14 protein-coding genes and 1 pseudogene are annotated in these 20,962 nt (G+C 59.9%); 3 read left to right on the top strand and 12 right to left on the bottom strand.

The window, feature by feature from the left end; translation table 11 throughout:
• Positions 1-13 precede the first annotated feature (13 nt).
• The gene (locus WG29040_RS04170) at positions 14-445 is read left to right on the top strand and encodes a hypothetical protein (protein ID WP_127195711.1); all 432 of its coding nucleotides are present in this window, start codon (positions 14-16) and stop codon (positions 443-445) included.
• A gap of 27 nt (positions 446-472) precedes the next feature.
• Here WG29040_RS04170 and WG29040_RS04165 read toward each other — a convergent pair whose 3' ends face one another.
• Positions 473-1,375, bottom strand: coding sequence for a LysR family transcriptional regulator (locus WG29040_RS04165; RefSeq protein ID WP_003438822.1), 903 nt, complete (start codon positions 1,373-1,375; stop codon positions 473-475).
• 176 nt (positions 1,376-1,551) lie between these two features.
• On the opposite strand from WG29040_RS04165, the gene WG29040_RS04160 reads away from it, so the two are divergent.
• Positions 1,552-2,775, top strand: coding sequence for an MFS transporter (locus WG29040_RS04160; RefSeq protein ID WP_003438820.1), 1,224 nt, complete (start codon positions 1,552-1,554; stop codon positions 2,773-2,775).
• A gap of 64 nt (positions 2,776-2,839) precedes the next feature.
• Here the strand turns inward: WG29040_RS04160 and hemE are convergent, their stop codons facing one another.
• The 11 genes and pseudogenes from hemE to pilM all read right to left on the bottom strand — a co-directional run bounded on the left by hemE (position 2,840) and on the right by pilM (position 18,094).
• The gene (hemE, locus tag WG29040_RS04155; RefSeq protein ID WP_003438818.1) at positions 2,840-3,907 is read right to left on the bottom strand and encodes a uroporphyrinogen decarboxylase; all 1,068 of its coding nucleotides are present in this window, start codon (positions 3,905-3,907) and stop codon (positions 2,840-2,842) included.
• 266 nt (positions 3,908-4,173) lie between these two features.
• Complete coding sequence (locus tag WG29040_RS04150; protein WP_003438817.1) at positions 4,174-5,592, bottom strand: FAD-dependent oxidoreductase; 1,419 nt, start codon at positions 5,590-5,592, stop codon at positions 4,174-4,176.
• 121 nt (positions 5,593-5,713) lie between these two features.
• Positions 5,714-10,162: a glutamate synthase large subunit gene (gltB, locus tag WG29040_RS04145; RefSeq protein ID WP_127195710.1), complete on the bottom strand. Its 4,449-nt coding sequence runs from the start codon at positions 10,160-10,162 to the stop codon at positions 5,714-5,716.
• Between the two features lie 330 nt (positions 10,163-10,492).
• Complete coding sequence (locus tag WG29040_RS04135) at positions 10,493-12,064, bottom strand: AAA family ATPase (RefSeq protein ID WP_010656286.1); 1,572 nt, start codon at positions 12,062-12,064, stop codon at positions 10,493-10,495.
• Positions 12,065-12,074: 10 nt separating this feature from the next.
• Complete coding sequence (aroB, locus tag WG29040_RS04130; RefSeq protein ID WP_003438810.1) at positions 12,075-13,175, bottom strand: 3-dehydroquinate synthase; 1,101 nt, start codon at positions 13,173-13,175, stop codon at positions 12,075-12,077.
• Positions 13,176-13,515: 340 nt separating this feature from the next.
• Positions 13,516-14,034 carry a shikimate kinase AroK gene (aroK, locus tag WG29040_RS04125; protein WP_003438807.1) on the bottom strand — a complete coding sequence of 173 codons (519 nt, stop codon included), beginning with the start codon at positions 14,032-14,034 and terminating at the stop codon, positions 13,516-13,518.
• 4 nt (positions 14,035-14,038) lie between these two features.
• Positions 14,039-15,277 (bottom strand): annotated as a pseudogene (locus WG29040_RS04120) (type IV pilus secretin PilQ); the annotation flags it as partial.
• Positions 15,278-15,412: 135 nt separating this feature from the next.
• A complete protein-coding gene (locus tag WG29040_RS04115) occupies positions 15,413-15,943 on the bottom strand; it encodes a pilus assembly protein PilP (protein WP_127195708.1) in 531 nt (176 codons plus the stop codon).
• A complete protein-coding gene (locus tag WG29040_RS04110; protein ID WP_127195707.1) occupies positions 15,940-16,560 on the bottom strand; it encodes a type 4a pilus biogenesis protein PilO in 621 nt (206 codons plus the stop codon). Before WG29040_RS04110 ends, WG29040_RS04115 begins: the two co-directional genes overlap by 4 nt.
• A complete protein-coding gene (locus WG29040_RS04105) occupies positions 16,560-17,123 on the bottom strand; it encodes a PilN domain-containing protein (protein WP_003438796.1) in 564 nt (187 codons plus the stop codon). Before WG29040_RS04105 ends, WG29040_RS04110 begins: the two co-directional genes overlap by 1 nt.
• Positions 17,123-18,094 carry a type IV pilus biogenesis protein PilM gene (pilM, locus tag WG29040_RS04100; protein ID WP_010656288.1) on the bottom strand — a complete coding sequence of 324 codons (972 nt, stop codon included), beginning with the start codon at positions 18,092-18,094 and terminating at the stop codon, positions 17,123-17,125. Before pilM ends, WG29040_RS04105 begins: the two co-directional genes overlap by 1 nt.
• 207 nt (positions 18,095-18,301) lie before the next feature.
• On the opposite strand from pilM, the gene WG29040_RS04095 reads away from it, so the two are divergent.
• Positions 18,302-20,725, top strand: coding sequence for a penicillin-binding protein 1A (locus WG29040_RS04095; protein WP_372238775.1), 2,424 nt, complete (start codon positions 18,302-18,304; stop codon positions 20,723-20,725).
• Positions 20,726-20,962 lie beyond the last annotated feature (237 nt).

The raw sequence follows: 20,962 nt of genomic DNA, 5'->3' as shown, positions 1-20,962 counted from the left end.
TGGAGCCAATGGAATGTCTTACCTGCTACGCGTAACCCTGATCGCCCTTGCCCTGCTGAGCACCGTGTCGTGCAGCAGCAAACCCATGCAGACCCCCGACCGCACACTGCACGCTTCGATTCATGCCGACCGGGCGCAGATGCAGCAGGCGATCGTCAAATCCCTGGTGGGCCGTGGCTGGATAGTGCAAAAAATCGCCCCTGACCTGGTGCAGGCGCAAATCACCGTGCGCGAGCAATACCACGCCGAAATCGACATCCCCTACAGCGCCAGCCACTACCAGATCATTTACCGCAACAGCAGCGGTCTGGACTACAAGGACGGCAAGATCCACAAAAACTACATCCGCTGGGTGCGCCTGCTGGACCGCGACATCGTGCGCGATCTCAAGGACAAGCAGAACGAGCGTACGGCGCAACAGCTGTCGGAAGCGGCTGCAAAGTGACAATCAACCCCCTGTAGGAGCTCGCTCCTACAGGGGTTGGTTAACGGTTTTACGCGTCAGCAGTTCGGCAAATGCCGTGGCCATCGGCGAGCTTTGGCCCTTGCGCTGCACCAGCCACACGGCTGTATGGGCGTCGGCATCCAGCAGCGGTCGATACACCACCCCCTTGATCCGCATGTGCTGGAACGACGCAGGTAGCACCGATACGCCCAGCCCTGCCGAGACCAAGCCAATGATGGTCATGGCCTCACCCGCTTCCTGGGAAAAATGCGGGCTGAAACCCGCCTGGCGGGCCAGGCTCATCAGCTGTGCATACAATCCGCTGCCGTAACTGCGCGGGAAAAATACAAAAGGCTCTTCGGCCAGGGCCGCCAGCTGCAAACCTTCTTCGCTGCCTGCAGCCAGCGGGTGATCGGCCTGGATCACAGCCACCAGAGGCTCGCTGAACAGTTCCACCACCGTCAATGACTCCGGCAACGCCAGCGGGCGGATCATCCCGACCTCGATGGACTCGTCCACCAACCCTTCGGCCACTTCGCGGCTGCTCATTTCCTTGAGGTTTAAATGCACCGCCGGGAACGCCTGGCGAAAGGCAAAAATGGCCTGGGGAATGCTCGAGCTGAATGGCGCCGATGAGGTAAAGCCGATCTTCAGTTCCCCCAGCTCCCCCAGCTGTGCGCGCCGGGCCACGTCGGCTGCCTTGTCGACCTGGGCCAGCACCAGCCGCGCCTCCTCCAGAAACAACCGGCCCGCTTCACTGAGCTCGACCCGACGGTTGGTCCGGTCGAACAGGCGAGCCCCCAGCTCTTGCTCCAGGGCCTGTATTTGCTGGCTCAGGGGCGGCTGGGAAATACCCAGCAACTGGGCCGCGCGACCAAAGTGCAGTTCTTCGGCAACAGCGATGAAGTAACGTAAATGACGCAATTCCATAGGAACCCAATTGAGTCGTAAAACCTATCAAACAGGTCGAACAATATATTGGAAAGAATCGTTAGCCACCTATATTCTTTTGCCATTGCCGCTCGGCTTTATGTTTGTCTGAGGTCCCCGTGAAAACTGCTGTCGCCCCTCTCGCCCACGAAATCCCGCCGCCCGCGCAGGATGATATGGGCACGCAACTGAATGACATTTTCATCGAGAAAGGCACACCGCTGTTTATGCGCACGGTGCTGGCACTGTTCTCCGGGGGCTTCGCCACCTTTGCCTTGCTGTATTGCGTGCAGCCGATGATGCCGGTGCTGTCCCATGAATACGGGATCAACGCGGCGCAGAGCAGTCTGATCCTGTCGGTAGCCACAGGGATGCTGGCCATAGGTTTGCTGATCACCGGGCCCATTTCCGATACCTTCGGGCGTAAACCGGTGATGGTGTTTGCATTGTTTTCGGCGGCTGCGTTTACCCTCCTCAGCGCGCTGATGCCCACCTGGGAAGGTGTGCTGATCACCCGGGCGCTGGTGGGTTTGTCACTGAGCGGACTGGCCGCCGTGGCCATGACCTATTTGAGTGAAGAAATTCACCCGCAGCACATCGGTCTGGCGATGGGTCTGTACATTGGCGGCAATGCCATTGGTGGCATGAGCGGACGCCTGATCAGCGGCGTGTTGATCGACTTTGTGAGCTGGCATACGGCGATGCTGGTGATCGGCGGCCTGGCACTGGTGGCCGCCCTGGTGTTTGTGAAGATCCTGCCCGAGTCGCGCAACTTCCGCCCCCGCACCATGAACCCGCGCAGCCTGCTGGACGGGTTCACCATGCACTTTCGCGATGCCGGCCTGCCATGGCTGTTTCTTGAGGCGTTCTTGCTGATGGGCAGCTTCGTGACGCTGTTCAACTACATCGGTTATCGCTTGCTGGCAGAGCCGTACAACATGAATCAGGCGCTGGTGGGCTTGCTGTCAGTGGTGTACCTGTCCGGTATTTACAGCTCGGCGCAAATTGGCGCGCTGGCTGACAAGCTGGGGCGGCGCAGGGTGTTGTGGGCCGTGATCGTGCTGATGCTGGCCGGGATCGCACTGACCATGTTCGAGCCTGTGGCGCTGGTGATCATCGGCATGTTGCTGTTCACCTTCGGCTTCTTCGGCGCGCATTCGGTGGCCAGCAGCTGGATCGGCCGGCGCGCCACCAAAGCCAAAGGCCAGGCGTCGTCGTTGTACCTGTTCAGTTACTACGCCGGATCGAGCATCGCCGGGACCGCCGGCGGTTTCTTCTGGCATTACGCCGGGTGGAACGGCATTGGTTCGTTTATCGTCGCGCTGCTGGTGATTGCATTGTTGGTGGCGTTGCACCTGGCCCGATTGCCGGTGCTGCCGAGGAACGTGAAGAGCATTTGATCCAGGGCCTCGCGCAAGCCAAAAAAAACCCGGCACTGGCCGGGTTTTTTTATAAGGCTTGAGCTTACTCGTGATACTGGCCCGAGAACTCGTGCACGGCGCTGATAAAGGCACCCGCATGTTCCGGTTTCACTTCCGGGGTAATGCCATGCCCCAGGTTGAATACATGGCCCGAACCCTTGCCGTAGCTGGCCAGGATGCGCTTGACCTCGGTGCGGATTGCCTCCGGGTTGGCGTAAAGCACAGTCGGGTCCATGTTGCCTTGCAGCGCAACCTTGTTACCGACGCGCTGACGGGCTTCACCCAGGTCGCAGGTCCAGTCCAGGCCCAGGGCATCAGCGCCGGCATCGGCAATGCTTTCGAGCCACAGGCCGCCATTTTTGGTGAACAGGATCACCGGTACTTTGCGCCCTTCATGCTCGCGGATAAGACCGCTGACGATTTTGCGCATGTAGGCCAGGGAAAATTCCTGATAAGCCGCAGACGACAGGTTACCGCCCCAGGTATCGAAGATTTGTACGGCCTGTGCGCCGGCCAGAATCTGGCCGTTGAGGTAGGACGTAACCGACTGCGCGAGCTTGTCGAGCAACAGGTGCATGGCCTGGGGGGTGTCGTAGAGCATGGCCTTGGTTTTGCGGAAGTCTTTCGACGAACCGCCTTCTACCATGTAGGTGGCCAGGGTCCACGGGCTGCCGGAGAAGCCGATCAGCGGCACACGACCGTTAAGCTCGCGGCGGATGGTGCTGACCGCGTTCATCACGTAGCCGAGGTCTTTTTGCGGGTCCGGGATCGGCAGGGCTTCGATGTCAGCCAGGGTGCTGACCACCTTTTTGAAGCGCGGGCCTTCGCCGGTTTCAAAGTACAGGCCCTGGCCCATGGCGTCAGGGATGGTCAGGATATCGGAGAAAAGGATGGCCGCATCCAGCTGAGGGAAGCGGTCCAGAGGCTGCATGGTGACTTCACAGGCGAACTCGGCGTTCTTGCACAGGCTCATGAAATCGCCGGCCTTGGCACGGCTCGCGCGGTACTCCGGCAGATAGCGACCGGCCTGACGCATCATCCAGACAGGCGTGACATCTACGGGTTGCTTGAGCAAAGCGCGAAGGAAACGGTCATTCTTGAGATCAGTCATGTCTGCATCCGGAAAAAAAGTGGGGGCATTTTCTCAGAGACGGACGCAAAAGGCACGGCAAGAGCCGTGCCTTTTATCTATCGGGGCGATTTGTCGCGGGGATTTTGATTTCGCGCAGCCCACAAACCTCATTCTGGAATGAGGTTTGTGTGGGCGCTGGCTTGCCGGCGATGCTGACAACTCGGTCTTTGATCAAGACCGAGGTGATGCTATCGCTGGCAAGCCAGCTCCTACATTTTGATCATGTTTCAAAAATTACAACCGCATCACACGCCCAGGTAATCCATGATCCCTTCAGCCGCGGTGCGGCCTTCGAAGATCGCGGTGACCACCAGGTCGGAGCCGCGCACCATGTCACCACCGGCAAAGATCTTCGGGTGGCTGGTCTGGTGCTTGAACTGCGACTGCTCGGGCGCAATGACACGGCCCTGACTGTCGGTCTGGATCTCGAACTGTTCAAACCATGACGCCGGGCTCGGACGGAAACCAAAGGCGATGATCACGGCGTCCGCCGGGATGATCTCTTCAGAACCCGGGATCGGCTCCGGGCTGCGACGGCCGCGGGCATCGGGCTCGCCGAGACGGGTCTCGACCACCTTCACGCCTTCAACCCGGCCTTCGCCGACAATGGCAATCGGCTGGCGGTTGTAGAGGAATTTCACGCCTTCTTCCTTGGCGTTCTTCACCTCTTTGCGCGAGCCGGGCATGTTGGCTTCGTCACGACGATAGGCACAGGTCACCGACTTGGCACCCTGACGGATCGAAGTACGGTTGCAGTCCATGGCCGTGTCGCCACCACCGAGCACCACAATCTTTTTGCCTTTCATGTCGACGAAGTCTTCCGGCGACTTTTCAAAGCCCAGGTTGCGGTTGACGTTGGCAATCAGGAAGTCCAGCGCGTCATGCACACCCGGCAAGTCCTCACCGGCAAAGCCGCCCTTCATGTAGGTGTAAGTGCCCATGCCCATGAATACCGCGTCGTACTCGGCCAGCAGCTGCTCCATGCTGATGTCCTTGCCGATTTCGGTATTGAGACGGAACTCGATACCCATGCCGGTGAAAACTTCGCGACGGTGGCTCAGCACGGTTTTTTCGAGCTTGAACTCCGGGATGCCGAAGGTCAGCAGACCGCCGATTTCCGGGTTTTTATCGAAGACCACCGGGGTCACGCCACCACGCACCAGCACGTCGGCACAGCCCAGGCCCGCAGGCCCGGCACCGATGATCGCCACACGCTTGCCGGTCGGCACCACCCGCGACATGTCCGGGCGCCAGCCCATGGCAAAGGCGGTATCGGTGATGTACTTCTCCACCGAGCCGATGGTGACCGCGCCAAAACCGTCGTTGAGGGTGCAGGCACCCTCGCACAGACGGTCTTGCGGGCACACCCGGCCGCACACTTCGGGCAGGGTGTTGGTCTGGTGCGACAGCTCGGCGGCGGCGAGGATGTTGCCCTCGGCCACCAGCTTGAGCCAGTTGGGAATGAAGTTATGCACCGGGCATTTCCATTCACAGTACGGGTTACCGCAACCCAGGCAGCGGTGGGCCTGCTCGGCCGACTGCTGGGGTTTGAAAGGTTCGTAGATTTCCACGAACTCTTTTTTGCGTTGACGTAACAGTTTCTTCTTCGGATCTTTGCGCCCGACATCGATAAATTGGAAGTCGTTACTCAGACGTTCAGCCATCTTCAAAACCTCTTTACGACAGCTGCAAGCTTCAAGCTTACAGCTGCAAGAACACGTTTACCGGAACACCCCTGACTGCTTCGAGCTTGCGGCCTGAAGCTTGCCGCCTGCCGCTGCGTCGTCACTGCGGACTACCCAAAGTACTGGCCAGCAGAGATTTCAAGCTCGCCGCCTTGGGTTTGACGAGCCAGAAACGACGCAGGTAATCATCGAGGTTTTCCGAGAGGTTGCGGCCCCACTCGCTATTGGTTTCCTGAACGTATTCGTCCAGCACGTGTTGCAGATGGTTGCGGTAGGCCTCCATCGCTTCGCCACTGATACGCTGGATTTCCACCAGTTCGTGGTTAACCCGGTCGACAAAGCTGTTGTCCTGATCCAGCACGTAGGCGAAACCGCCGGTCATGCCCGAGCCGAAGTTGTAACCGGTTTTGCCCAGTACGCAGACGAAACCACCAGTCATGTATTCGCAGCAGTGATCGCCCGTGCCTTCAACCACGGTGTGGGCACCGGAGTTACGCACGGCGAAACGCTCGCCCGCCGTGCCCGCCGCAAACAGCTTGCCGCCGGTGGCGCCGTACAGGCAGGTGTTGCCGATAATCGCGCTGTCCTGGGTTTTGTAGACGCTGCCCGCAGGCGGCACTATCACCAGCTTGCCGCCGGTCATGCCCTTGCCCACGTAGTCGTTGGCATCGCCTTCGAGGTACAGGTTCAGGCCGCCGGCGTTCCACACACCAAAGCTCTGGCCTGCAGTGCCTTTGAAGCGGAACGTGATCGGCGCCTTGGCCATGCCCTGGTTGCCGTGGGCACGGGCGATTTCACCCGAGATCCGGGCACCGATCGAGCGGTCACAGTTACAGATGTCCAGGGCGAACTCCGCGCCGCTCAGGTCGTTGATGGCCGAAGTGGCCATGTCGACCATCTTCTCGGCCAGCAGGCCTTTGTCGAACGGCGGGTTGCGCTCTACCTGACAGAACTGCGGCTTGTCGGCCGGGATATAGTCGCTGCCCAGCAGTGGCGTCAGGTCGAGGTGGTGCTGCTTGGCGGTTTCGCCCTGCAGGATTTCCAGCAGGTCAGTACGCCCGATCAGCTCTTCGAGGGTGCGCACACCGAGTCTGGCCAGCCACTCGCGGGTTTCTTCAGCCACGTAGGTGAAGAAGTTGACCACCATGTCGACCGTGCCGATGTAGTGGTTTTTACGCAGCGATTCGTTCTGGGTCGCCACGCCGGTGGCGCAGTTGTTGAGGTGGCAAATACGCAGGTATTTGCAGCCCAGGGCGATCATTGGCGCGGTGCCGAAGCCGAAGCTTTCAGCGCCGAGGATCGCGGCCTTGATCACGTCGAGGCCGGTTTTCAGGCCGCCGTCGGTTTGTACCCGCACCTTGCCGCGCAGGTCGTTGCCGCGCAGGGTCTGGTGGGTTTCAGCCAGGCCCAGCTCCCACGGCGCGCCCGCGTATTTGATCGAAGTCAGGGGCGATGCACCGGTGCCGCCGTCATAACCGGAGATCGTAATCAGGTCGGCATAGGCCTTGGCCACGCCTGCGGCGATGGTGCCGACGCCCGCTTCCGCCACCAGCTTGACCGAAACCAGCGCCTTGGGATTGACCTGTTTGAGGTCAAAAATCAGCTGCGACAAGTCTTCGATGGAGTAGATGTCGTGGTGCGGCGGTGGCGAGATCAGGGTCACGCCGGGTACTGCGTAACGCAGTTTGGCGATCAGACCGTTGACCTTGCCGCCCGGCAGTTGCCCGCCCTCGCCCGGCTTGGCGCCCTGGGCCACCTTGATCTGCAGCACTTCGGCGTTGACCAGGTATTCCGGGGTCACACCGAAACGGCCGGTGGCCACCTGTTTGATTTTCGAGCTTTTGATGGTGCCGTAACGCGCCGGGTCTTCGCCGCCTTCTCCGGAGTTGGAGCGTGCGCCCAAACGGTTCATGGCTTCGGCCAGGGCTTCGTGGGCCTCCGGCGACAGTGCGCCAAGGGAGATGCCCGCCGAGTCGAAACGCTTGAGGATCGACTCCAGGGGTTCGATCTGGTCAATGGACAGCGGCGTGTCGAGGGTTTTGACCTTGAACAGATCGCGGATCATCGACACCGGGCGTTTGTCGACCAGTGCCGTGTATTCCTTGAACTTGCTGTAGTCGCCCTGCTGTACAGCCGCCTGCAGGGTGGCAACCACGTCCGGGTTGTAGGCGTGGTATTCGCCGCCGTGCACGTATTTGAGCAAACCGCCTTGCTGAATCGGCTTGCGCGCGCTCCAGGCTTCGGCAGCCAGCAATTTTTGCTCGGCTTCAAGGTCAACGAAACGTGCGCCCTTGATCCGGCTGGGTACGCCGCGGAAGCTCAGGTCGCAGATTTCTTCAGACAAGCCAATGGCCTCGAACAACTGCGCTCCGCGGTACGAGGCAATGGTCGAGATGCCCATCTTCGAGAGGATCTTGAGCAGGCCCTTGGTGATGCCCTTACGGTAGTTTTTGAAGACTTCGTAAAGGTCGCCCAGCACTTCGCCGGTGCGGATCAGATCACCCAGCACTTCGTAGGCCAGGAACGGGTAGACCGCCGAAGCGCCGAAGCCGATCAGCACCGCGAAGTGATGCGGGTCACGGGCAGTAGCGGTTTCTACCAGGATGTTGCTGTCGCAGCGCAGACCTTTTTCGGTCAGGCGGTGGTGCACGGCGCCCACAGCCAGCGAGGCGTGAACCGGCAGCTTGCCCGGCGCGATATGGCGGTCGGTCAGGACAATTTGCGTACGGCCGGCACGGGCGGCTTCTTCAGCCTGATCGGCAATGTTGCGCACCGCCGCTTCCAGGCCAACCGACTGGTCGTAGTTGAGGTCGATGATCTGACGCTCAAAGCCCGGCAGGTCGAGGTTCATCAGCGAGCGCCATTTGGCAGGCGAGATAACCGGTGAACTGAGGATCACGCGCGAAGCGTGCTCTGGCGATTCCTGGAAGATGTTGCGCTCGGCACCGAGGCAGATTTCCAGCGACATGACGATGGCTTCACGCAGCGGATCGATCGGCGGGTTGGTGACCTGCGCGAACTGCTGACGGAAGTAGTCGTATGGCGTGCGCACTCGCTGGGACAGCACCGCCATTGGCGTGTCGTCCCCCATCGAGCCCACGGCTTCGTAGCCCTGTTCGCCCAATGGACGCAGCACCTGATCGCGCTCTTCGAACGTGACCTGGTACATCTTCATGTATTGCTTGAGCTGGTCAACGTCGTAAAACGCCGAACCATGGTCATTGTCGTCGATGGTGGCCTGAATGCGCAGGGCATTCTTGCGCAGCCACTGCTTGTACGGGTGGCGCGACTTCAAGCGGTTGTCGATGGAGTCGGTGTCCAGCACCTGGCCAGTTTCGGTGTCAACGGCGAGGATCTGCCCAGGGCCTACACGGCCTTTGGCAATCACGTCCTGTGGCTGGTAGTTCCACACGCCGATTTCCGAGGCGATGGTGATATAGCCGTTGGTGGTGGTGACCCAGCGCGCCGGGCGCAGGCCGTTGCGGTCGAGCAGGCAGACAGCGTAACGGCCATCGGTCATTACCACGCCCGCCGGGCCGTCCCACGGTTCCATGTGCATCGAGTTGTACTCATAGAACGCCCGCAGGTCGGGGTCCATGGTTTCAACGTTCTGCCACGCCGGTGGAATCAGCATGCGCACGCCACGGAACAGGTCGATGCCACCGGTGACCATCAGCTCCAGCATGTTGTCCATGCTGGAGGAGTCAGAACCCACGCGGTTGACCAGCGGGCCGAGCTCGTCGAGGTCGCCGATCAGGTCGTTGGCGAACTTGGTGCGACGGGCCAGGGCCCAGTTGCGGTTGCCGGTGATGGTGTTGATCTCGCCGTTGTGGGCGAGAAAGCGGAATGGCTGGGCCAGTGGCCATTTCGGCAAGGTGTTGGTCGAAAAGCGCTGGTGGAACACGCAGATCGCGGTTTGCAGGCGCTCATCGCTCAGGTCCGGATAGAAGGCGGTGAGATCCGCCGGCATCATCAGGCCTTTATAAATGATGGTCTTGTGGGAAAAGCTGCAGATGTAATGGTCGGTATCAGCGGCGTTGGCCACCGACGATCGACGACGGGCGCTGAACAGCTTGATCGCCATGTCCTGATCGCTCAGGCCGGCACCGGCAATGAACACTTGCTCGATCTGCGGCAGACGATCCAGGGCCAGACGGCCCAGCACGCTGGTATCGATCGGCACTTTGCGCCAGCCCACCAGTTGCAGGCCCGCCGCGAGGATTTCGCGGTTCATGTTGTTACGGGCCGCTTCAGCCTTGATCGGGTCCTGGTTGAAAAACACCATGCCGACCGCGTACTGCTTGGGCAAATCACTGCCGAACTGTTCTTTGGCCACGGCACGCAAGAACAGATCAGGTTTTTGAATCAGCAGGCCACAACCGTCACCGGTCTTGCCGTCTGCGTTGATCCCACCGCGGTGGGTCATGCAGGTCAGGGCCTCAATGGCGGTTTGCAGAAGGGTATGACTGGGCTCGCCCTGCATATGGGCAATCAGGCCGAAACCACAGTTATCCTTGAATTCATCGGGGTGGTACAGACCTGCTTTCATAGACACTTTCTCACCAGGCTGCCCCATAAAGGGGCAAATTTCTTTTAATTCAACCACTTGGTCCCCGCGCTGAACGTACGCCAGCTTGGCAGGGCAAAAGGGTGGTCATTCTACACACCGACGTAAGAGCTCACAAATTAAGCGGCTAAATACCGTAAATTCATGTCGCATTTATGAAGGTTTAAAGCGATTGCCTGTGCTAGTCAAAACATTTTTGATGTTGACCGCCACACGGCGCAGACACCACAAGGCATACGGCCTATTTAGCCGCATGCTCAAGCTGGAATTTTGATGTACGAGAACGGCGGCCTGGGTAAGGCCGCCGGAGCATCAGCGAGCTGCTGCCAGTTCTTGTTGGACGCTGGCGACAGTGCGAGGCCAAGGTTTACCAGCCTGAATCTTCGCTGGCAAGTTCTTGATTGCCGCAGTTGCTGCGGCATGGTTCGGGAAATTGCCGTAGGTGACGACAAACAGGGGCTTGCCGTTGAGCGATTTCTTGAAGTAGCGGGCTTGGCCACCTACTTCTTTGACGACGTTTTGTGCAGAGGCTTCGGAGCTGGTGCCGACAATCTGCACCACGTAGTTAGTTGCTGGCTGGCTGGAATACCAGCTACCGCCCGGTGCCGCCTTGGCCAGTGTGACCGGCTTCTCGGCCGGTTTCACCACAGGCTTTGGAGCCGGGGCCGGAGCAGGTTTGGCAACCGGAGCAGGTGCAGGTTTGGCTGCTGCCACGGCCGGTGCCGGCGCAGGACGCGGTGCTGCCACTGGTGCCGGGCCCGATGCCACGCCTGGAGGCGGCGCAGTGGTGGTTACGGTTGGCGGCTGGGCCACGCCACCGTCGACTGCAGGTACGCCGCCGTCATCGCCTTCAGCAATGCCGCCAGCGGCTTCAGCCAGAGGCCCGCGCATGACCGGCTGCGATTGACCCACCAGCGGCAATGGCATTGGCTGCGAAGAACCGGCGAAATCTATCGACGGATTGGCGCCGCCATTCGGCGTGGCCTGGCCCAATTGTGTCTGCTCAGCAGCGGGTGCGGTTGGTGCTTTGCTGCGACCCGGAATCAGAATGGCAGCGGCTACTGCCACCACCACTACGGCACCAATGGCCAATACGTGTTTCTTAGGCATGTTGAACCCCATACTTGGACGTTTGACCGCAGAACGGCTAGCAATCATGGCTTCGATCATTGCATCGCGGGCGACCTGATTGATGATGCCAGGCCAGCCTTCGGAGCTCTCGTGTATATCTGAGATCTGTTGTGCGCTAAAGAGTTCGATTCCACGCCCGGCACCTTCAAGGCGTTGCGCCAGGTACTCGCGGGTTTCTTCCTCGGTATAGGGCTGCAGCTCGATCACATGGAAGCGCTCTTCATCAGCGCTCAACTGCTCAAGCCCGTCAATCATTGACGGCTCGCCAAACAGGAAGACATGCGGCCGGCCTTCCGGCGCACCCGCCGCCAGGGCCAGCAGGGCCTCAAGAGCAGACTCGTCGAGCTGCTCAGCGTCGTCGACCAGCAGGTAGACTTCCTGCCCGGTCAGCGCCAGCTGTACCACTTGCGCCAGAATCGCGCCCACATCGGCCCGGGCAGCGTTCAGGGTCTGCGCCACCTGGCGCAAGATGCCAGCAGCGTCACCGGCACCCCGTGCCGACACCACCACGCTCTGTACTGACTGCTTGTTGGTGCTGGCGACCAGTGCCTGACGCAGCAAGGTCTTGCCGCTGCCCTCAGGCCCGGTCACCACCAACAGCAACTGGCTGTAGCGGGCAAGGTGGTGCAATTGCCCCAGCACCGGCTTGCGCTGGGCAGGGAAAAACTTGAACCCCGGCACCCGTGGTGCAAAGGGGTCATGGTTCAGCTGGAAGTGACCGAGGAACGCCTCGTCGGCATGCAAACTAGTCATCAGGATCTTATTAACCTTTAAGCTGAGCCAGTGCGCGGTAATCCGCACCCAGCGTGGCTTGTAGAACCTCTTGTGGATAATCGTCAGTCACTGTGGCTTCGCCAAGACGGCGCAACAGCACCAGTCGCATACGACCGTCGATCACTTTTTTATCAACTGCCATGTGTTGCATGAAGTCGGCTTCGCTCATGTCGGCAGGCGGCACAACCGGCAAACCTGCACGCTGGAACAAACGGATACCGCGATCACGCTCGGCCTGGTCGATCCAGCCTAGACGGAAAGACATTTCCAGCGCCATCACCGTACCTGTCGCAACCGCCTCGCCATGCAGCCACACGCCATAGCCCATATGGGTTTCGATGGCGTGGCCAAAGGTGTGTCCAAGGTTGAGGGTCGCACGCACACCCGACTCGCGTTCATCGGCGCCGACCACTTCGGCCTTGGCCGAGCACGAACGCTGAATGGCGGCAGTCAGGGCAACCTGATCGAGGCCACGCAGGGCGTCCATGTTGTCTTCCAGCCAGGTCAGGAAAGGCTCGTCGCAAATCAGCCCGTACTTGATGACTTCCGCCAGCCCTGCGGACAATTCGCGGGGCGCAAGGGTATTGAGGGTTTGCGTATCGATCAGCACCAGATTGGGCTGATAGAAGGCACCGACCATGTTCTTGCCCAGCGGATGGTTGATCCCGGTTTTGCCGCCCACGGACGAATCAACCTGCGAGAGCAAGGTGGTTGGCACCTGGATAAAGTCGACACCGCGCTGATAGCAAGCGGCGGCAAACCCGGCCATGTCACCAATCACGCCACCACCAAGGGCAATCACCGTGGTGCGCCGGTCATGGCGGGCTGTGAGCAGGCCATCGAAAATCAGCTGCAGGGTTTCCCAGTTTTTGAACGATTCGCCATCGGGCAGGATGATCGGCAGCACCGAATACCCCGCCAGGCTGCGGGTCAGGCGCTCAAGATAGAGGGGAGCCACGGTGGTGTTGGTCACAATCGCCACCTGGCGACCGGCGATGTGCGGAGCCAGCAGCAGGGGCTGATCCAACAAACCTTCGCCAATGTGAATCGGGTAGCTACGCTCGCCTAGATCAACCTTCAGTGTTTGCATGAATCCCCGCATTGAAAAGGACAGCCGGCGCCCTGTCTCACAATTATCAAGTGTGGGTCGCGCCGGGAAGTGACACAACCCTATAGCCTTTGGCCATACCGCTGAAGCAAAACAAGCTCTGTCGGAGCGGGCCTGGCGGCGACTGCATGAACCTGGTCAAACCTTGTGACCGCGGCACCTGCATCGCTGGCAAGCCAGTTCCCTCAATACCTTTGACTGCCTGACAGCACGCCATGGCCGGCGCCGAGGATAGCGCATTTCGCAACGCACTTTAATGGCCCGGGCATGGATACACCGTCAAGGGTGCGATGGTTTTTTGTAACCGCTGTCGAAGCAGCGACTACCGTGGGGCAAGTTGAGCCAGACGTTCGAGAATATTCAGAACCACCATCCGCGGCGGTCGCTCATCGGTTTCGACCACCAGATCGGCGATTTCCCGATAGAGCGGGTCGCGAACAGCCAGCAGGTCCCGCAGAATTTTCTCCGGGTTGGCATTGCGCAGCAGAGGTCGGTTGCGGTCACGCGCGGTACGTGCAACCTGCTGCTCGATGGAGGCATGCAAGTACACCACCCGCCCGCCATTACGCAGCGCAAGCCGGTTTTCCGGGCGCATGACCGCGCCACCACCGGTTGCCAGTACCACGCCATCGGCTTCGCAAAGCTCGGCAATCATCGCCGCTTCACGATCACGAAAGCCCGGTTCGCCTTCTTTATCGAAGATCCACGGGATATTGGCACCGGTGCGCAATTCAATTTCCTTGTCGGAATCTTTGAACGGCAGGTGCAGCTCTTTGGCCAGCAAACGTCCGATGGTGCTTTTTCCAGCCCCCATTGGCCCAACAAGAATCAAATTTCGCACAGAATCAATGACTCACAGCAATCGCCTGGTTGTTCATGATACGCGGAGTCAGGAACACCAGCAGTTCGGATTTTTTTTCCTGGACAACGTCTCTCCGGAAAAGTCGGCCAACATACGGCAGATCGCCAAAAAATGGCACTTTATCTATTACTTTGCTTTGAGTATTTGAGAACACGCCCCCAATCACAATGGTTTCTCCGTCTTTAACCAGCACCTTGGCCTTGACCTCGTTCTTTTTGATCGGCGGCACCTCGTTGACCATATTGATGTAGTCAGGCTCGTCCTTGGTCACCACGACTTCCATCAGGACGCTGTTGTCCGGGGTGATTTGCGGCGTCACCTGGAGAGACAAGGAGGCCTCCTTGAATGACACCGAGGTTGCCCCGCTGCCGCTGGTCTGCTGATAGGGAATTTCGGAGCCCTTGAGGATTTTGGCGGTTTCCTTGTCTGAGGTAACGACCTTGGGTTGAGAGATGATTTCACCGTTTCCGGTCTTTTCCATGGCACTGAGTTCCAGATCAAGCAACAGGTTGTTGCTGATGAAGGCGACACCCAACCCCGAGGTATTGCCCCTGACACCGAGATCGACGAAGGGTGAATTCAAGTCTGCAGCCCCGCCTGCTGCATCAATACCTCCTGCACTCAGCCTGCCACCCTGATTGACCGCCCCGCCCCAGCGCACCCCAAGATTCTTTTCAAAGTCCACCCCGGCCTCAACAATACGGGCCTCGATCATGACCTGGCGCACCGGTACATCCAGCTGAGCCACGATGCGCCGCAACTCTTGCAGTTGCTCGCCGGTCTGCAAGGCAATGATGTGATTGGTGCGCTCATCAACCGTGAGCGAGCCTCGCCCCTGGGCGCCGGGCTGAGCAGCGGTCACTGACTGAAACAGGCTGGCAATGTCTGCCGCCCGGGCATGCTTGATCTGCACCAGCTCCCGACGCAACGGTGCATGTTCGGCCAGTTGAGTGCGCAGATCCTGCTCATACTGCTGGCGGGCAGCCATTTCTTCGGCAGGCGCTACGAACAGCACATTGCCCTCAAGGCGTTTGTCGAGATCCTTGCTTTTAAGCACCAGGTCCAGTGCCTGATCCCAGGGGACGTCCTGCAAATTGAGGGTCACACTGCCTTGCACGGCATCACTGACCACCAGATTGAACCCGGTAAAATCTGCCAGCAACTGCAGCACCGTGCGCACTTCGACGCCCTGGAAGTTAAGGGATATGGTTTCGCCCACATAGACCGCCCCGGGCGCTTTTGAGCCTGGGGACTCAAGAGAGCCGGCTGGCACGACCGCCAGTAACTGCTGCGAATTCAGCGCGCTGCATAGCGCCAGTACACACACCGGGAAAGTCCTTTTCATGGCGTAGTTCCGTCAAGACTGCTGTTTTAAAGGGATCGTCAGGGACCGCTCCAGCCAACCGCCCCGACCATCGGAAATAACCTCAAACACCTCAACCCGGGCGTTATTGATCGAGGCAATCTGACCGTTGTTGCGACCCAGGTAATCGCCGATTTTCAACCGATGGACAACACCCTTGGCTCGCAACAAGGCATTGATTTGCAGAGCACTGGAAAGCGTGCCGACCATTTCGAATTGTTCAAGGTCAATGCCTTCCAGAAACTGCCGGGGCCGGTTGCCGTCAAGTTCATCATCGCGCAGAAGACTTGTTTGCCAACTACCGGCGCCAGCTTCTCCTGCAGCCTGAAAAGGGCTGCGCAGAGCCTGGGCCGTGTAGACAAACGGCGGCCGGTCACCAGCCTGCGCAACCGTTACAACCGCATCCCCCCCACGCATCCGGACTTCCTGAAGCCAGGCCTGCAACTGCACAGGGCTTTGCCCGTTGTCGCATCCCGCCAGGGCCACCGCCCACCCCATGACCCATAACCGGGCCAGAACACTCACGGGGCAGATTCCTGATCGTGGGTGCGGTAAGTACTGGCCAGCAGGGTCATGCGCAATTGGCCGTTACCCGCATCATTGAGCGGGGCAAGGGTAAAATCCTGCACCGTCACAATGCGCGGCAAGCCAGCAAGGCCGCTGACGAAAAGGCCAAAGTCGTGATAAGCCCCGACCAGCGACAACTGCAATGGCAGCTCGCTATAAAAAGGTTGAAGAACTTCGGGCAACCACTGGATGCGTTCGATCATCAGGCCGCTGGTCAGGCCCAGTAGTGAGATCTGGTCAAGCAGCGCGGGGACTTCTGCCTTGCGGGGCAGTTGCGCCATCAAGTGTCTGAAAGAGCTTTCCAGCACCTGCACTTGCTGCAGGTGAGCATCAAGCCCCGAAACATGCGCGGCCATGGACTCAAAACCGGCCTTGAGCACAGTCTCTGTCGCACGTTCCTGCTCGAGCCTGGTGAGCGCAGACTGAATCTGCAGCAGATACCCCGCCAGCAACACAAACCCCACCAACGCCAGCGCCACCAGCGATTTTCGCCGCAGTGACCAGTCACCCGACTGAGCCGGGTTCAACTCGTGCAGCTCAAGGACGCGCAGGCTCTGCAGCCAGTGCGCAGCCATCAGAGCACCCCACCGGCGGGCGCATGCCGGCTGCGTACGGTCATCTGAAATAACCGCTCATTGCCCCCGGTGTGCACCGGCCCCGCTTTCACATCGATCAGTACGGGGGTTTCCAGCCAGTGCGACGCATCCAGGTTGCGCATCAACTCGGCGACCAGTTTATTGGACAGGGCAACCCCCGTGATGACGATGGTGCGCTCGGTCATTTTTACGTCGGTGAAATACACCCCCACCGGCAAGCTGCGGGCCAGTTGCTCGAGGATAATCCCGCTGTCCGAGCGGTTGCCCTGGAGCGTCTCGATCGTTTGCATGCGCTCAAGCAATTGCTCGCGGCGCACCTTCAACTGATCGATTTGCCGGGCTCGCCCATCCAGCTGCACCGTGGCGCTGCGGATCAAGTCATTGCGCGCCAGCTGCCGCTCTACGGCGCGGTCGATGAAGCGATCGATCACCAGCAGGCCACCTGCTGCTGCCACAGCCAGGGCGAGCAGTACAATCAAAAAAACCCGGCTGCGCTTTTCACGCAGCAATGCGCGCCAGGGCAGCAAGTTGATTCTCGCCATTAATCAAACCCCCTCAAGGCCAGACCACAGGCAGTCAACAACAGCGGAGCATCGCAGAACAAGGCTTCAGGCGCGAGTGCAGGATTGAGATCCATGAGCGCAAACGGGTTGGCCACCCGCGTCGGTATACCCGTTTGCGCCTCAACCCGCTGATCCAGCCCCGGGCGCGACGCCCCAGCACCCGCCAACAGGATCGCGACCACCCCAGGGCCACTGCCGGACTCGGCAAACTGCGCAAACCCGCGCTGCAGATGCTCAGCCCCAGTGGTGCTCAAGGCTTCATTGCAAAAATCAGCGGAGCCAAACGGCAGCTCTGCGCAGTGGATCACAAGGCCTTGCCGGACGATGCTTAACCCCGTCGTTGCCGCGGCGAAGTCCAGCACGGCCACTGTGCCCGTCACGTCCAAGGGCTGAGGCGGACCAGGGGCCCAGACCGCTCCACGGGCCAGGGCATGGGCCTGAACATCAACCACTCGCGCCTTCAGTCCGGCACCGCTCAACAGTGCCTGGTACCAGGCCAGGGTCTCTTGCCGGCAGGCCACCAGCAATACGCTGACCTGACCCGGGCTGCTGGATACATGCTCTTGAACCTCGAAGTCCAGTGCCGCATCTTCAAGGGCATAGGGCAGATATTGCTCGGCCTCCAACCAGACATGAAGCTCCAGATCTTCCCGGCTCAGCCCCGCTTGCACCTCAAAGGTTTTACCTATGACCAGCGCATCAGGCACCGCCACGACAGCATCACGGGCCTCTACCCCCGCCCTGCCCAACGCCCCGAGCAGCGCTTGTGCGACACTTTTCGGATCCGCGCCGGTCTGATCATCTGCACCCGGGATCGCCAGCGGTTGAACGGCATATGCCTGCAACCTGAACCTGCCGTGCGCACGGCTCAGTTCGACGATTTTTATCCCGTGCGAACCGATGTCGATTCCCACATATCGCTGGCCGGACTTGTTGAATAATCCGCTCACTGATGTTTTCCCTAATGCAATCCGTGACTTACGGAGGGGTAAAAAATGAGATCCGCTCAAAACCCGTTCTGACATGTGGCCCATGACGCCCATGAGCGAAAAATGCTTATAATGCCGGGCGTTTTTTTCCGTATCGTCGACCCGGCGCACTTGCGCATTACCCTGACGTGCAAACCCATTTCTCAATCTGGAAATCCAAAAGCCTTGATTCGTCTGCTGAAGTTTTTCGGGTGGTCTTTCGTTGCTGTGTTCTGCGGGCTCCTGCTCGTGCTGAGCGGCGCGTTTCTCTATCTTAGTCCTGGCTTGCCGTCCGTAGAGTCGTTGAGAAGCATCCAGTTGCAGATTCCTTTGCGGGTCTTCACCAGCGACGGCAAATTAATCGCAGAGTTCGGCGAAATGCGCCGCTCCCCGATCAAGTTCGCCGACATTCCACCCAATTTCATCAATGCCTTGTTGTCTGCAGAAGATGACAACTTCGCCAATCATTACGGGGTTGATCCCAGCAGCCTGATGCGTGCCGCCACCCAGTTGGTAAAAAGCGGACACATTCAATCGGGTGGCAGCACCATCACGATGCAGGTGGCGAAGAACTATTTCCTCTCCAGCGAGCGCAGCTTTTCGCGCAAAACCAATGAAATCCTGTTGGCTCTGGAGATCGAGCGCGAACTGACCAAGGACGAAATCCTTGAGCTGTACGTGAACAAAATCTACCTGGGCAACCGCGCTTACGGCATCGAGGCCGCGGCGCAGGTGTACTACGGCAAGTCGATCCGCGACCTGAGCCTGGCGCAGATGGCCATGATTGCCGGCCTGCCCAAAGCCCCTTCGCGCTTTAACCCGCTGGCCAACCCGGTGCGCAGTAAAGAGCGGCGCGACTGGATTCTGGGCCGCATGTACAAGCTCGGGAAAATCGACCAGGCCAGCTACGAAGCCGCAATTGCCGAGCCGGTCAACGCCAGCTACCACGTACCCACTCCGGAAGTCAGCGCACCGTATATCGCCGAGATGGCCCGCGCCGAAATGGTCGGGCGCTATGGCAGCGCTGCCTACACCGAGGGCTACCGCGTCACCACCACCGTGCCGAGCAATCTTCAGGAACTGGCCAACACCGCCGTACATGAAGGCCTGATCGCCTATGACCAGCGCCACGGCTATCGCGGTCCGGAATCCCGCTTGCCGGGCAAAACCCCGGCGGCCTGGGCTCAAGAGCTGGCCAAGCAACGCCCGTTCAGCGGTCTGGAGCCGGCCATCGTGACCCAGGTCGACAAAAACGGCCTGCAAGTGCTGACCCGCACCGGAGAAGGCCACGTGGCCTGGGACAGCATGAAATGGGCGCGCAAGTTCCTCAATACCAACAGCATGGGCCCCATGCCCAAGCAGCCTTCCGATGTGGCGCAAGTCGGCGACCTGATTCGCGTACAGTCACAAGCCGATGGCAGCCTCAAGTTCAGCCAGGTGCCAAACGTACAAGGCGCTCTGGTTTCCCTTGATCCGGACAACGGCGCCATTCGTGCCCTGGTCGGTGGTTTTGCGTTCGAGCAGAGCAACTACAACCGCGCGATGCAGGCCAAGCGCCAACCGGGTTCAAGCTTCAAACCTTTCATCTATAGCGCCGCGCTGGATAACGGCTACACCGCCGCCACCCTGGTCAACGACGCGCCGATCGTGTTTGTCGACGAGTACCTGGACAAAGTCTGGCGCCCGAAGAACGACACCAATACCTTCCTCGGCCCGATCCGTGTGCGTGAGGCGCTGTACAAGTCGCGCAACCTGGTCTCGATCCGCTTGCTGCAAAGCCTGGGCATCGACCGCACCATCGACTACATCAGCAAGTTCGGCTTCAACAAACAGGACCTGCCGCGCAACCTGTCGCTGGCCCTGGGCACGGCAACCCTGACCCCGATGGAGATTGCCACCGGCTGGAGCACCTTCGCCAACGGCGGTTACAAGATCACGCCGTACCTGATCGACAAGATCGAAAGCCGCAACAGCGAAACCCTGTTCGTGGCCAACCCGCCAAGCGTGCCGAAAGACGCCAGCAAAGATGTGCCGAAAGAAGCCGCAGCGCTGACCATCGACACCATCAACGCCGCACCGGGCTTGCCGACGACTGAAACCCAGGCGGTCGCCGAGCGCATCGTTGACGGGCGTACCACTTACATCCTCACCAGCATGCTGCAGGACGTGATCAAGCTCGGCACCGGGCGCCGCGCCCTGGCGCTGGGCCGTACCGATCTGTCGGGCAAAACCGGTACTACCAACGAATCCAAGGATGCGTGGTTCTCCGGGTACAACGCCGATTACGTGACGACCGTGTGGACCGGTTTCGACCAGCCGGAAAGCCTCGGACGTCGCGAGTACGGTGGCACCGTCGCCCTGCCGATCTGGATCACCTATATGGGCGGCGCACTCAAAGGCAAGCCTGCTCACAGCCAGGCCGAACCCGAAGGCATCCTCAGCCTGCGCATAGACCCGGCAAGCGGCCGTATCGCTTCCCCCGGCACCCCTGGCGCCTACTTTGAGCTGTTCAAGAGCGAAGACACACCACCTACCAACAGCGAACTGGGCAATGGCGTAGCGCCGGGCAGTCCGCTGCCGGCAGATGATGGCGCGCCGATCGATCTCTTCTAACGAGGTCGCCAGCCGCAAGCGCCCCGTAACAGGCGCTTGCGGCCAGCCCAGAGTGGCATTGATCCAGGCCAGCGTTCAAAAAGTCATAAACCTGCATGGCTGCTTACCTGAAGCCAGGTCAAACGGGCAATTGCCCAACGTCGCCAGCTGATAGTGGTCCAGTGCGCAAGATTGCGGGCTGCCTGAGCGCATCGGACCCAACGCCCCCCAAGCACCCCGAAAACCAAAAAGCCCCGA

Source organism: Pseudomonas sp. PAMC 29040, from assembly GCF_003994535.1.
Taxonomy (GTDB): domain Bacteria; phylum Pseudomonadota; class Gammaproteobacteria; order Pseudomonadales; family Pseudomonadaceae; genus Aquipseudomonas; species Aquipseudomonas paraversuta.
The sequence above is the reverse complement of the archived record's forward strand: the minus strand, read 5'-3'. Positions and strand labels throughout refer to the sequence as shown.

Bases quoted from the DNA above. Each gene is read 5' to 3' on its own strand.
- WG29040_RS04170 (WP_127195711.1), top strand. From the start codon at position 14: ATGTCTTACCTGCTACGCGTAACCCTGATCGCCCTTGCCCTGCTGAGC.
- WG29040_RS04165 (WP_003438822.1), bottom strand. From the start codon at position 1,375: ATGGAATTGCGTCATTTACGTTACTTCATCGCTGTTGCCGAAGAACTG.
- WG29040_RS04160 (WP_003438820.1), top strand. From the start codon at position 1,552: ATGGGCACGCAACTGAATGACATTTTCATCGAGAAAGGCACACCGCTG.
- hemE (WP_003438818.1), bottom strand. From the start codon at position 3,907: ATGACTGATCTCAAGAATGACCGTTTCCTTCGCGCTTTGCTCAAGCAA.
- WG29040_RS04150 (WP_003438817.1), bottom strand. From the start codon at position 5,592: ATGGCTGAACGTCTGAGTAACGACTTCCAATTTATCGATGTCGGGCGC.
- gltB (WP_127195710.1), bottom strand. From the start codon at position 10,162: ATGAAAGCAGGTCTGTACCACCCCGATGAATTCAAGGATAACTGTGGT.
- WG29040_RS04135 (WP_010656286.1), bottom strand. From the start codon at position 12,064: ATGACTAGTTTGCATGCCGACGAGGCGTTCCTCGGTCACTTCCAGCTG.
- aroB (WP_003438810.1), bottom strand. From the start codon at position 13,175: ATGCAAACACTGAAGGTTGATCTAGGCGAGCGTAGCTACCCGATTCAC.
- WG29040_RS04110 (WP_127195707.1), bottom strand. From the start codon at position 16,560: ATGGCTGCGCACTGGCTGCAGAGCCTGCGCGTCCTTGAGCTGCACGAG.
- WG29040_RS04105 (WP_003438796.1), bottom strand. From the start codon at position 17,123: ATGGCGAGAATCAACTTGCTGCCCTGGCGCGCATTGCTGCGTGAAAAG.